Origin of the sequence: Gracilimonas mengyeensis (assembly GCF_900182705.1) — a bacterium.
Lineage (GTDB): Bacteria > Bacteroidota > Rhodothermia > Balneolales > Balneolaceae > Gracilimonas > Gracilimonas mengyeensis.
Genome location: NZ_FXTP01000006.1, coordinates 97,040 through 109,126, shown reverse-complemented (window position 1 = coordinate 109,126; position 12,087 = coordinate 97,040). Strand labels below are relative to the sequence as shown.

Below are 12,087 nucleotides of genomic sequence, written 5' to 3'. Positions count from 1 at the left end.
GGTTTAGGCGCAAGGTGCTGTGAGTGTATAGGTTTTGGAAATATAAATCCAAAAAGGATGTCGAATGTAGCCGGGGATTTTACTCCTTGGCAATAAAACGTACCGTACAAAGCCTTCAGACAGGTAATCTTCCAAAAAGTTGCTTCTCTGCTTTATTTTTCGGTTAATTGCCTGGCGGACTTAACGTTATAATTAGGGAATACGAGCCGCTTCTATTATTAATAAGATCAGTTGTTGGAATACTATTATGAATACGAAGGAACGAGTAGGCATCTACGTGGATGCGGTAAATGTAACTATGAACGGCGGTTATGGCCTGCGATATGATATCTTGAGAAGGTTTGCCTGTCGGGGCGGAGGCATTCCTCAGCGATTAAATGTGTACCTGTGCTACGATGAAGAACGCCTGAAAACAGACAAGGAATACCGACACAAAACACGTTGCTTCTGTGATATGCTGCGTGATTTTGAGTTTAAAGTCACCAAAAAGCCGGTTCATACCTACACCGATCACGAGACCGATGAAACAGTAAGCAAGTCTACTATAGATATGGATATGGCGGTAGACATGATGGTACAAGCTGATCACCTGGATAAAGTGGTTCTGCTAAGCAGCAGCGGAAGCTATGTGAGTGTGGTCAATGCCTTACAAAACAAAGGTTGCAGGGTTGAGCTTATTGGTTTTGATAATATCTCCGGTTCGCTTAAAAAAACCGTGGATTCTTCTGTTTCGGGATACCTTATTCCCGGGCTTCTCCCCATTGACTCTCCTTATGATTGGGGCGAAAATGGATCACGTGTACGGGGCGTTTGCTATGATTTTAGCCAAGATGAAGGCTATGGCTTCCTGCGCTTTCTTACTCCCGGAAGCAACAAACTCTGGATCACTGACTCCCGTGACCCCGACTCTCCCTACAGCACCGTATTTGCTCACATTTCCCAATTTGAAGAAGATTTCGATTCTAACTACCTGCCCAGTCGCGAGCTCATTTTTGAATTCGATATTACCGAAAATGACAAAGGCCTGATTGCTAATGATATTGTGCTGGTGAGTGCGCCTTAGGGTGTAGATCTTAGGAAAAAAGTTGATAAGGAAATAAGCGTCCACTCTACGTTCCAACGCAGTGTGTGAGGAACGGGGACCAAACAAGTATCAATCACAGATTCTCCCCTATTCCCTTATCAACTTATCTCCTCAACATGACTCCTCTTCAGGCTTCCTTCCCAGCTTTTTGCAAATACGAGCCAGTTGATTTTTCTCTTCAGAACTTAACTCAGCAAATTCTTCTTTAATCTTTTCGAGGTGACGCGGAAAAACGTCTTCTATGTACTTTTTTCCTTTTTCGGTGAGGCTGATGATTACAGCGCGACGATCGTTGGGATCGGTTTTCTTTTCAACCAAATCGCTTTTTTGCAGGTTATCAATCACCAGCGTGATGTTGCCCCCGCTCTTCAATAGCTTTTGGCCCAACTCTCTTTGATTTAAAGGGCCCAGATGCAACAACGCCTCAAGCGTACCAAATTGCGTTACGGTCAGGTTGGCTTCTGAAAGATGTCTTGAAAGCCGGCCGTTCACACTTTCGCTGGCGCGTGTTAATTTTATAAACGCATTCAGCGTTTCCTGCTCTTCTTTGCTTCCTTTGTAATGTGTTCCCATAACTGTGATCAGGTATGTATGTTGCTGACCGGCTTAAACCTGCTACAGGATTTATCCGTTCAGTTATAACTTGTAGGATATACTCACCGGCGCGTGATCCGACAAGTCCCACTTCATTTCAATTTCAGCTTCTTCAGCCTTTTCTGCCATCTTAGGTGTTGCCAAGTGGTAGTCAATCCGCCAGCCTTTGTTCCTTTCTTTTGATGCGGCCCGATAACTCCACCAGCTATACAAGTCTTCTTCGCCAGGATGCAATTCCCGAAACACATCTTGATAACCCACTTCAAGAAACTCAGTTACCCACTGGCGTTCTTCCGGTAAAAATCCGGAAGTTTTGTGTTGTTTTGATGGATTATGGATATCAATTTCGGTGTGACAAATATTATAATCCCCACAAAATACCGAAGGCTTATCATCATTGGCATAGCGCTCACCAAATCGAATAAAGTCCGCCAGAAACTTCATTTTCATATCCTGGCGCACGTCACCGGTGGTTCCGCTGGGTGCATAAATACTGAAAACCCGGAACTTTTCAAATTCCGCCATAATGATGCGACCTTCCCGGTCAATCCAATCTACACCAATACCGTGTTCTACTTTCAGTGGTTCTTCTTTGCTATAAATAGCCACGCCGGAGTAGCCTTTCTTATCAGCTACATGGTAGTTTTCGTGATAATCGAGCTCACGAATCTGTTTGGGCACCTGATTTTCCAGGGCTCGCAATTCCTGTATGCAGATGATATCGGGGTCGCTTTCCTCAACCCAATCCACAAAACCCTTACGGTGAGCGGCTCTAATTCCATTAACGTTAAAAGAACTGATTTTAATCAAACCGAATTACTTCGCTTTTAAAATTCCGAAATTTCGCTTTCCTACTTTGAGAGTAAATTCATCACCTTCTTTAAAAGTCAGCGAGTAATTTTTATCGGTGATTTTTTTGTCATCTAAGGTCACTCCTCCCTGCTTAATCATGCGCTTGGTTTCTCCGTTACTGGAAGTGAAGCCTGTTTCTGAAATAATATCCAACAAGCGAAGTTCTTCACCGGTTTCAAACTGAAATTCGGGAGCATCATCCGGAACCTCTTTGTTGATGACGGTTTGCTCAAAGTGTTTCACGGCCGCTTTGGCAGCTTCTTCCCCATGATACATACGCACAATAGTGAACGCCAAATCATGCTTTGCGTTGCGTGGATCGCTTTCAATTTTTTCTTTGATCGCGGGGAGTTCACTGGTGTCCACATCCGTCACCAATTCGTAGTAGGTGTAGATCAGGTCATCGGGAATAGACAGCGACTTGCCGTACATATCATTAGGCGCTTCGTTGATGCCGATGTAGTTGTCGTACGACTTGGACATCTTCGCCGAACCGTCGGTTCCCACCAACAATGGCATCATCAGGCAAACCTGAGGCTCCTGTCCGTCTTCTTTCTGAAGCTGTCGTCCAACCAGCAAGTTAAACTTCTGATCGGTTCCCCCCAGCTCTACATCCGACTTCAGGTGTACCGAATCTTGTCCCTGCGCCAGCGGATACAGAAACTCGTGCAGCGAAATGGGCTCGTTGTTTTCAAAACGTTTGGAGAAATCATCCCGCTCAATCATGCGAGCCACAGTCAGCTTAGAGGATAGTTTTATCACATCCATGAAATCCATCTCGCCTAGCCAGTCGTAGTTGTTAGTCAGCGTAAGCTTACTTTCATCCAAGATACTATTGGCCTGCTCGATATAGGTTTCGGCATTTTCCCTAACCTCTTCCAGGCTCAGTGGCGGACGGGTTTTATTCTGTCCCGTAGGATCCCCGATCATAGCGGTAAAACCACCGATAATTAAAATTACCTCGTGGCCTAAATCCTGAAACTGGCGCATCTTTCGTAAAATAACCGAGTGGCCCAGATGTAAATCAGGCCGGGTTGGGTCTACACCCAGTTTAATTTTAAGCGGTTTATTTTCTTTTCTGGATTTCTTCAGCTTTTCAATCAGCTCTTCTTCAGGGAGAATCTCAACCGTACCGCGGCGAATGATTTCCATTTGCTGATCAACAGGTATAAATGACATGTGTTTGTTTAATTATCGTTTAAAAATGGAATGTTTTCTAAGGGATTGTATTCCCCAATATTCTTCTTCAGGGTCTCGGTATAATTTTCTGCCCCGGGGTAAATTGATGCAATAGCGTTGTAAGTCATTGGCGCAATATAAATTACCGCCGGATAAAGATAAGACTCTTCACGGGTTTGTTCAGACGGTATATTGAAACCAGCCAGTAGTAATAGAATAGCACTCACCACCACTCCGCTTTTCAAAGCTCCAAACAGTGCCCCAAAAATCCGGTTTACCAAACTCAGGTTTACCGCTTCCAGCAGTTCTTTGGTACCCCACGCAATCAGGGCTACTACAATCAGGGTGCCTAAAAAAATCAATGCTCCGGAAACAAAAGGAACATACGAGGCACCTTCTTCAAAGAAAGGCGCTATGATACCGGCAAGGGCATCCATGTAATTAAAGGTGAGAAAAACGGCGAGGATTATCGCCACGATGTTGAGAATCTCTTTCACCAAACCATTGACAACACCTCTGTAACCAAAGTACAAAATGGGAATTCCAATGATGAGGTCGAGAACGGACATCCGGGCGTGGTTAGTTAATGGCTATTTGTTTAACTCTTCTTTTACAATTCGGCTTACCAACGAACCTTCCGCTTTTCCTTTCAATTGTCCCATCAGCGGACCCATAACTTTGCCCATATGTTCGGGACCGGAAGCACTCAATGCTTTTATCTTTTCTTGAACTACACCCCGCACTTCGTCTTCAGTCATCATTTGCGGTAAGTATTCGTCGATGATTTTCAGCTCTGCTTTTTCATTTTCAGCAAGGTCTTCACGGCCTCCCTGTTCAAACTGTTCGATGGATTCTTTTCGCTGTTTAGCAGCTTTCATCAGCACTTCCACCGCTTGTTCGTCAGTAAGCTCTACATCGTTACCTTTGCGCTCGCTGATCTCTTTTTCCATCAGCTTGGCTTTTAAAGACCGTAGCACCCGCAGGCGATCCTGGTCTTTGGCTTTCATAGCTTCTTTTATATCCGCAATAATTTGATCTTTGATAGTCATGTGCATCTCCGTTTAGACAAAAATAAGCAAAAAAAAAGGTTACACAATGCTCTTGCGTAACCTAAGATATTCCAAAAAACAGGATTTATCAGGATTTATTCTGTTGAATGTACTCCTGTACATTATCCTGCTCAACCATTACTTCTTTGTAGGCGTATTTCCCTTTGTTGTTTTTGGTTGCCACAATAACCTTCGCCATCTTACGATGGGCAGCTTTCGCCTGTAATGCTTCTTGTCCGAATGCTTGTTGCTTAGCCATATCTCTGCTTACTTAATTTCTTTATGAATGGTATGTTTGCGAAGAACCGGGTTGTATTTTTTCAGTTCAAGTCGTTCAGTCGTCGTTCTTCGGTTCTTAGTCGTAACATAGCGGGATGAACCGGGCTTTTCGGTGCATTCCAAAATTACTTGAACTCTGTTTCCTTTTGCCATAGTTCTATACGTCTTTTAAAAGAGTTCCTTTTTTCCGCGCTTCCTTCAATACTGCGGAAATTCCTTTTTTGTTTATCGTTCTGACGGTTTTAGCGGATACTTTCAATGTGATCCACCGGTCTTCTTCCGGCACATAAAAACGACGCTTCTGCAGATTCTGCTGAAAGCGGTGCTTGGTCTTATTATTTGACTTGGAAGAACGGTAACCGTTCAGGGCTCCTTTTCCTGTAATATCGTCTTTTCGCGACATCTGTATATTCTGTTAATTCCTTTTGAAAATAGACACCAAAGATAGAGGTATAAATATCAAAGTTCAATGTTTTGCACCATGAAAATTCAAATTATTCACAATTTCTTGAGTTATCCACATTTTACATCTTTTCTATAAAGCCGAATTTACCCCCTGAGAGCTCATCTCTTTTATTTGCAACAATTGGCTACCCTTTTTTTGATTTTGCACGTGCAAACCCTATTTTCCGGCGTCAATAAACACATCTTACAAAGCTATCACTCCATAATTATGGCAAAAAAACAAAGTTCCGACTACAAGGCTTCGAATATTCAGGTGTTGGAGGGTCTCGAGGCGGTCAGGAAGCGACCCGCTATGTACATTGGCGACACCGGCCAGCGCGGACTTCACCACCTTATTAATGAGGTGGTTGACAATTCCATTGACGAAGCACTTGCAGGATATTGTGATTATATAAATGTAACGATTAATGAGGACGGATCGATGACCATTTTTGATAATGGTCGTGGAATACCGGTAGATACCCATGACAAACTTGGTATCCCCGCTGTTGAGGTGGTACTCACCAAATTGCACGCCGGCGGTAAGTTCGACAAAGATACTTATAAGGTATCTGGTGGACTGCACGGTGTGGGTGTAAGTTGTGTGAACGCGCTTGCTTCATGGTTCAGTGCAGAAATCCACCGCGATGGTGAAATCCATGTGATGGAGTTCGAGAAAGGAAAAACAACCGTTCCGCTTTCTGTGAAAGGAAAAACCAAAGAGACCGGAACCAAGATCTCTTTCAAGCCGGATCCGAGTATTTTCACCCAAACTACCGAGTTTAAGTTCGACATTATTGCGGAACGCATGCGCGAACTGGCTTTTCTGAATCCCGAAGTGACTATTGAGCTAATTGACGAACGAGAAGATGACGAAGAGCTCAAAAAGGAAACCTACCATTATGAAGGTGGCGTTAAAGATTTTGTGGACTTCCTGGATGAGCACCGCGAATCCATGCTGGATACACCTATATATATAACCGGCGAAACAGACAACGTTCCTGTTGAGATCGCGATTCAATATAACAGCTCCTTTTCCGAAAATGTGCACTCTTATGTGAACAACATAAATACCCGTGAAGGCGGTAGCCACGTTTCCGGTTTTCGGCGTGCACTTACCCGCTCGTTGAAGTCTTATGCTGAGAAGAACAATCTCATTAAGTCTAAAAGTAAGATCTCTGTATCCGGAGAAGATTTCCGTGAAGGAATGACCGCGGTATTGAGTGTTAAAGTTGCGGAACCTCAGTTTGAAGGACAGACGAAAACCAAGCTGGGTAACTCTGAAGTCCAGAGTGCCGTTGAAGTTATTGTTTATGACCAGCTGAATGAATATCTGGAGCAGAATCCAAAAGCGGCCAAAAAGGTAATTGAAAAAGTAGTGCTTGCTGCTGAAGCCCGTGAAGCCGCACGTAAAGCTCGACAACTCGTTCAGCGTAAAAGCGTGATGAGCGGTGGCGGTTTGCCCGGAAAGCTGGCCGACTGCTCCATTAAAGATCCCGAGCACAGTGAAATTTACCTGGTGGAGGGTGACTCTGCCGGTGGTTCCGCTAAAATGGGCCGTAACCGAAGTTTTCAGGCTATCCTGCCTCTGCGTGGTAAAATTCTGAATGTAGAGAAGGCTAAAATCAACCGTATTCTCGAGAACAAAGAGATCCAGGCTATGATTACAGCTCTGGGTACCGGTGTTGGCCATGGCGATGAAGATTTTGATATGGAAAAGCTCCGTTATCATAAAATCATCATCATGACGGATGCCGATGTGGATGGCTCTCACATTCGAACCTTATTATTGACCTTTTTCTATCGATACATGCGTCCGCTTATTGAAGCCGGCTTCGTATATATCGCTACCCCTCCGCTATACCGCATTACTACCAGTAAAACACTGGAATATGCCTGGGATGATGATACCCGCGATAAAATGGTTCGCGATCTTAAAAAATCCCGCAAGAAATTTGATGTGTCCCGATATAAGGGACTCGGTGAGATGAACCCCGAACAGCTTTGGGAAACCACCATGGACCCGGAAACACGCACCCTTCAGCAGGTAAATGTTGATAGTGCGGCCGGTGCCGATAAATTGTTCTCCACTCTTATGGGAGGCGATGTGGAACCCCGACGCGAATTCATCGAGCGTAATGCTAAATACGCTACCATCGATATCTAACCTATTGTTAAACGTATAATTAAGACATTTAACTGATTTTTTACTTAACTGATTTATGGCCAGAGAAAAAATAATTCCTATAACTATTGAAGACGAAATGCAGTCGTCCTACATCGATTATTCGATGTCGGTGATTGTATCGCGTGCCCTTCCGGATGTGCGTGACGGATTGAAACCCGTTCACCGCCGTATATTGTTCGGTATGAACGATTTGGGTATGTACCATAATCGAAATTACAAGAAAAGTGCCCGTATTGTAGGTGAGGTATTAGGTAAATACCACCCGCACGGCGACTCGGCCGTATATGATTCGATCGTTCGTATGGTTCAGGATTTTTCCCTGCGCTACCCGCTGGTAGACGGCCAGGGTAACTTTGGCTCCATTGATGGTGACAGCGCTGCGGCGATGCGTTATACAGAGGTCCGTATGGATCGTCTCTCCGAAGAGCTGCTTTCTGACATCAATAAGGAAACGGTTGACTTCAGTTCCAACTTTGATGACACCCTGGAAGAGCCTACCGTGCTCCCCAGCATGATTCCTAACCTCTTATTAAATGGCGCTTCCGGTATTGCCGTAGGTATGGCCACCAACATGGCCCCCCACAACATGACGGAAACCATTGACGGTATACAGGCTTACATTGATAATCCTGATATTGAAATTAAGGAGCTGATGCAGCACATCAAGGCTCCTGACTTCCCAACGGCCGGTATTATTTACGGATATGAAGGTGTGAAGGAAGCCTATGAAACAGGACGTGGTAAAATCACCCTGAGAGCTCGTGCTAATACCGAAGAGCTCCGCGGAAATCGCGAGCAAATCGTAATCACCGAAATTCCTTACCAGGTAAACAAGAGCACGCTCATCCAAAAGATTGCGAGCCTTGTAAACGATGAAAAGATTACAGAAATCTCTGAAGTTCGGGATGAATCGGACCGTGAAGGTATTCGTATCGTTATTATTCTGAAGCGTTCAGCTAATGCCGGTGTAGTTCTTAACCAGCTGTACAAATACACCCAAATGCAGACCACTTTTGGAGTGATTAACCTGGCGCTGGTTAAAGGGCGTCCTAAGGTTATGAACCTGAAAGAGCTGATTTACCACTTTGTTGAGCACCGTGTGGATGTCATCATTCGTCGTACCATGTACGACTTGGATCAGGCAGAAGCCCGGGCTCATATTCTTGAGGGGCTCAAAATTGCCCTCGACAACCTGGATGAAGTTATTAAAACCATCCGGGCCTCTAACAGTCCGCAAGAGGCCAATCAGGAATTGCGCAAGAAATTTGCCTTGACCGACATCCAAGCCAAGGCCATTCTGGATATGCGTCTTCAGAAACTGACTGGACTGGAGCGTGAAAAGATTGACGGTGAGTATCGTGAGATTATCGATAAGATTAACGATTACCGCGAAATCTTATCTGACCGCAGTAAGCAAACGGCAATTATTAAAGACGAACTTTCGCAACTTAAAGATCGCTACGGTGATGAGCGACGTACACAGATTGTGCACTCCGCTGACGATTTCAGCATCGAAGATATGATTGCGGATGAGGATGTGGTAGTTACCATTTCCAACAAAGGCTTTATCAAGCGTATGCCTGTAAGTGGATACCGCCGACAACGACGTGGTGGTAAAGGCATGAAAGGCACGACTACCCGGGATGAGGAATATGTGGAACATCTGTTTGTGGCCACAACCCATAATTATATCTTATTCTTCACCGAAAAAGGAAATTGTTACTGGCTGAAAGTCTATGAAATTCCTGAAGGTGGACGACTTGCCCGTGGACGAGCCATCGTGAACCTGATTGAACTGGAAAAAGACGATGCCATTAAGGCCTTTGTTCCGGTCAAGACACTGGAAGACGAAGATTACATCAACGACCACTCCATTATCATGACCACCAAGCAAGGGCAGGTTAAGAAAACCACCCTTGAAGCATACAGCCGTCCGCGTCGTGATGGAATTATTGCCATCAACATTAAAGAAGGAGATAGCTTATTGGCTGCCGAACTTACCGATGGCGACAGCAATATCATCTTAGCTAACAAGAGTGGCCGGGCTATCCGCTTCCACGAGAGTGATGTTAGAGAGATGGGCCGTAACACTTCCGGTGTGAAAGGCATGGATCTCGGCAAAGATGATGAGATTGTAGATATGGTGGTCATCCGGAATACACACGAGGCTACCGTACTCGCCATGTCAGAAAATGGCTACGGTAAGCGTTCGCTTGTGGATGACTACAGAGAGCAATCTCGTGGCGGTAAAGGTGTGATTACATTGAAGGTTACGCCGAAAACCGGAGCTCTTATCGCACTTAAAGAAGTGACTGATCAAGATGATTTGATGATTATCACAGAGCAAGGAAAAGTAATCCGAATGAGCTGTGACGGCATTCGAACCATGGGAAGAAATACGCAAGGTGTTCGTATCATGCGTCTTGATTCCGACGGATCTATCGCCGCTGTAACCCGCGTTGTTAATGAAGATGAGGCAGATACGGATACAGATTCTGACTCGGATTCCGACGACGAATAGCAACTATTTGTACCAATAGTGATTTACTTAAAGGCTCCAAATTAATTTTTGGGGCCTTTTTTTATGCGAAATATTTACTTTCGTTACGTATTAACAATGTTTTGTAAATAATCTTTGCGCTAATACTACTCCAGACTTATAACCTCAGACTGGTGCCGGTTATGGGTTATTCATTGTTCATCAAAGCCCGGCCTAATGAATTCTTCTGCATTTGGGAAGTGGTGCTCGATAAGTTCCTGTAGCTTGTTAAGATATTTTTTATTCAGTTCTATCTCTTCTTTCCCTTTTTCCAGGTGACGTTCAATACTATTCCACGCAAATAGCGAGCGTTCCACACACAGGTTTAACACCTTAGCCGTACCATTCATATCATTTTGTATCTCATCACCCCACTCCTCTTTGCCAATGCCTGCTACTGCTCGTTTAGCTTTTACAGGAATCATGGAGTGATACCAGTTTATTATGTCATATAAATCATTTAAAATCAGATATATATCCGCGCTCTTTCTCTTCTTCTTTACTCCTGATTGGTACTTTATCAAGCGACCTTTTCTTTGTAACAACTGCCCGTTATTTAGCAACCAATCTCTGGCTAAAAAGAAGTATTGTTCGGCAGCTTTGGTCACCGGATGTTTTAGAATAGCTTTTTCTTGTTTTGATCCCTCATCAATCTTGAGCTTATCAAGATCATCAGTATCCAGATCCATTTCTTCTGCCAGTTCAATGACTAAGTCATGAGTCTTTTTCAATGTGCTTTTCAGCTGTTCCCAAAAGTCTTCCTCCCTTTCATTTGCAGAATCATAATTTTTCTGTCCATTTATACTCTGATGCTCCATTTTATAAACGAGGCAATACGAAGAGAGTCGACAACGCTCACACCATCGGTCACAATAGTTAAATATTCCTGGTATCAGCTCCGGATCATTATATTCATTTCCAAAATCTTCAAGGCTCATACCCCTCCACTTTTCCAAGCATTTCTCTTAGTAATTTTTTTCTCTCCTCAATTAAGCTTTTGGGAGCAACAACTTCAACTTTTTTTCCAAACTGAAGCAGCCATTGGTTGATATAACCCAAATTATCAAAATAGAACTCAACCTTAATTTTTTTATTTTTTTGGGCTGTTTTCTTAAAAATTTTAGCCGGCAAATTCGCCTCCAGACGCTCTATCTCAGATTTTTCGACCTGTAGTATTATTAATTGCGATGTGCTGTCAGAACGGAAAATTAAGCCCTCTACGTCCAATTCATTATCAAGTTGGTATTTTTCGTCTAAAATTAGCACCTCTTCAACATTTTCGAGGATAAAATTCCGAATTTCACCTCTCAAATGTGATTTACCAATTACATTCCAGTGATCTTCATAAAAGACCAAAATATACGGGTCGATTTTTCGTGTATCAGTTTCTCCGGATTTGGTAGTATATCTAAACTGAACTCTTTTCTTCTGGGCTATGGCACTGCTAAGTAAATACCAACTCCCTCCTTTTTTCTTTTTCCCTCCAAACTTTAGATAGGGATCCACTATAGTTCGGCCCTCCAGGGAAGTCATAAATGTTTTGAGTTCATCCGGGAGCACGTTCTTGATTTTTAGCTCAACCCCCTTCGCATCATCTACCAATTCCTGATTAACCTGAGATTTCACAAAATTCAATCCAACCATAATGGTTGCAAGCTCTTTAGAGGTGAACATCAAGGGCGGAATCTTATACCCTTCAATGACGCCATACCCGGAATACCGATCCCAGGTAACAGGCACATTCATTTCATCTAAGGCATTAAAATCTCTGAATATAGTACGCCGGCTTACCCCAAAACGTTCTGCCAGTTCATCTACCGTCAAACGCTTACCAGGTTGCTGAAGAAGAAGGATTAGCTTCATTCTCCTTTCCGAGTTT

At 43.7% G+C, this 12,087-nt stretch carries 13 protein-coding genes; 3 read left to right on the top strand and 10 right to left on the bottom strand.

Features of this window, described 5'->3' with window-relative positions:
• Positions 1–247 precede the first annotated feature (247 nt).
• Positions 248–1,063 (top strand): NYN domain-containing protein, encoded by an 816-nt coding sequence (locus tag FN815_RS08095; protein ID WP_142454124.1) that lies wholly within the window; start codon positions 248–250, stop codon positions 1,061–1,063.
• A 132-nt stretch (positions 1,064–1,195) separates the two neighbouring features.
• Here FN815_RS08095 and FN815_RS08090 read toward each other — a convergent pair whose 3' ends face one another.
• From FN815_RS08090 to rpmB, 8 genes are all read right to left on the bottom strand, one after another.
• Entirely contained in the window at positions 1,196–1,657 is a 462-nt protein-coding gene (locus FN815_RS08090) for a MarR family winged helix-turn-helix transcriptional regulator (protein ID WP_142454123.1), read from the bottom strand.
• A 63-nt stretch (positions 1,658–1,720) separates the two neighbouring features.
• Positions 1,721–2,485 (bottom strand): exodeoxyribonuclease III, encoded by a 765-nt coding sequence (locus tag FN815_RS08085; RefSeq protein WP_142454250.1) that lies wholly within the window; start codon positions 2,483–2,485, stop codon positions 1,721–1,723.
• A gap of 9 nt (positions 2,486–2,494) precedes the next feature.
• Complete coding sequence (gene tyrS / locus FN815_RS08080) at positions 2,495–3,709, bottom strand: tyrosine--tRNA ligase (RefSeq protein ID WP_142454122.1); 1,215 nt, start codon at positions 3,707–3,709, stop codon at positions 2,495–2,497.
• A gap of 8 nt (positions 3,710–3,717) precedes the next feature.
• Positions 3,718–4,278, bottom strand: coding sequence for a CvpA family protein (locus tag FN815_RS08075; protein ID WP_142454121.1), 561 nt, complete (start codon positions 4,276–4,278; stop codon positions 3,718–3,720).
• Positions 4,279–4,299: 21 nt separating this feature from the next.
• On the bottom strand, positions 4,300–4,758 hold the full coding sequence (locus FN815_RS08070) for a GatB/YqeY domain-containing protein (protein WP_142454120.1): 459 nt from the start codon (positions 4,756–4,758) through the stop codon (positions 4,300–4,302).
• A gap of 88 nt (positions 4,759–4,846) precedes the next feature.
• Positions 4,847–5,017: a DUF4295 family protein gene (locus FN815_RS08065; protein ID WP_142454119.1), complete on the bottom strand. Its 171-nt coding sequence runs from the start codon at positions 5,015–5,017 to the stop codon at positions 4,847–4,849.
• Between the two features lie 8 nt (positions 5,018–5,025).
• Positions 5,026–5,190 (bottom strand): 50S ribosomal protein L33, encoded by a 165-nt coding sequence (gene rpmG, locus FN815_RS08060; RefSeq protein WP_142454118.1) that lies wholly within the window; start codon positions 5,188–5,190, stop codon positions 5,026–5,028.
• A gap of 4 nt (positions 5,191–5,194) precedes the next feature.
• The gene (gene rpmB, locus FN815_RS08055) at positions 5,195–5,440 is read right to left on the bottom strand and encodes a 50S ribosomal protein L28 (RefSeq protein WP_142454117.1); all 246 of its coding nucleotides are present in this window, start codon (positions 5,438–5,440) and stop codon (positions 5,195–5,197) included.
• A gap of 270 nt (positions 5,441–5,710) precedes the next feature.
• On the opposite strand from rpmB, the gene gyrB reads away from it, so the two are divergent.
• Together gyrB and gyrA are read left to right on the top strand one after the other, a co-directional pair.
• On the top strand, positions 5,711–7,648 hold the full coding sequence (gyrB, locus tag FN815_RS08050) for a DNA topoisomerase (ATP-hydrolyzing) subunit B (protein ID WP_142454116.1): 1,938 nt from the start codon (positions 5,711–5,713) through the stop codon (positions 7,646–7,648).
• Positions 7,649–7,703: 55 nt separating this feature from the next.
• On the top strand, positions 7,704–10,190 hold the full coding sequence (gene gyrA, locus FN815_RS08045; protein WP_142454115.1) for a DNA gyrase subunit A: 2,487 nt from the start codon (positions 7,704–7,706) through the stop codon (positions 10,188–10,190).
• Positions 10,191–10,360: 170 nt separating this feature from the next.
• Here gyrA and FN815_RS08040 read toward each other — a convergent pair whose 3' ends face one another.
• On the bottom strand, positions 10,361–11,146 hold the full coding sequence (locus FN815_RS08040) for a hypothetical protein (RefSeq protein ID WP_142454114.1): 786 nt from the start codon (positions 11,144–11,146) through the stop codon (positions 10,361–10,363).
• The gene (locus tag FN815_RS08035) at positions 11,136–12,071 is read right to left on the bottom strand and encodes a helix-turn-helix transcriptional regulator (protein WP_246075201.1); all 936 of its coding nucleotides are present in this window, start codon (positions 12,069–12,071) and stop codon (positions 11,136–11,138) included. The genes FN815_RS08040 and FN815_RS08035 overlap by 11 nt, the downstream gene beginning before the upstream one ends.
• Between the last annotated feature and the right edge of the window lie 16 nt (positions 12,072–12,087).

Coding starts and splice junctions, on each gene's coding strand:
- FN815_RS08075 (WP_142454121.1), bottom strand. CDS start 4,278: ATGTCCGTTCTCGACCTCATCATTGGAATTCCCATTTTGTACTTTGGT.
- tyrS (WP_142454122.1), bottom strand. CDS start 3,709: ATGTCATTTATACCTGTTGATCAGCAAATGGAAATCATTCGCCGCGGT.
- FN815_RS08040 (WP_142454114.1), bottom strand. CDS start 11,146: ATGAGCCTTGAAGATTTTGGAAATGAATATAATGATCCGGAGCTGATA.
- FN815_RS08035 (WP_246075201.1), bottom strand. CDS start 12,071: ATGAAGCTAATCCTTCTTCTTCAGCAACCTGGTAAGCGTTTGACGGTA.
- gyrB (WP_142454116.1), top strand. CDS start 5,711: ATGGCAAAAAAACAAAGTTCCGACTACAAGGCTTCGAATATTCAGGTG.
- FN815_RS08070 (WP_142454120.1), bottom strand. CDS start 4,758: ATGACTATCAAAGATCAAATTATTGCGGATATAAAAGAAGCTATGAAA.
- FN815_RS08095 (WP_142454124.1), top strand. CDS start 248: ATGAATACGAAGGAACGAGTAGGCATCTACGTGGATGCGGTAAATGTA.
- FN815_RS08090 (WP_142454123.1), bottom strand. CDS start 1,657: ATGGGAACACATTACAAAGGAAGCAAAGAAGAGCAGGAAACGCTGAAT.
- rpmB (WP_142454117.1), bottom strand. CDS start 5,440: ATGTCGCGAAAAGACGATATTACAGGAAAAGGAGCCCTGAACGGTTAC.
- FN815_RS08065 (WP_142454119.1), bottom strand. CDS start 5,017: ATGGCTAAGCAACAAGCATTCGGACAAGAAGCATTACAGGCGAAAGCT.
- rpmG (WP_142454118.1), bottom strand. CDS start 5,190: ATGGCAAAAGGAAACAGAGTTCAAGTAATTTTGGAATGCACCGAAAAG.
- gyrA (WP_142454115.1), top strand. CDS start 7,704: ATGGCCAGAGAAAAAATAATTCCTATAACTATTGAAGACGAAATGCAG.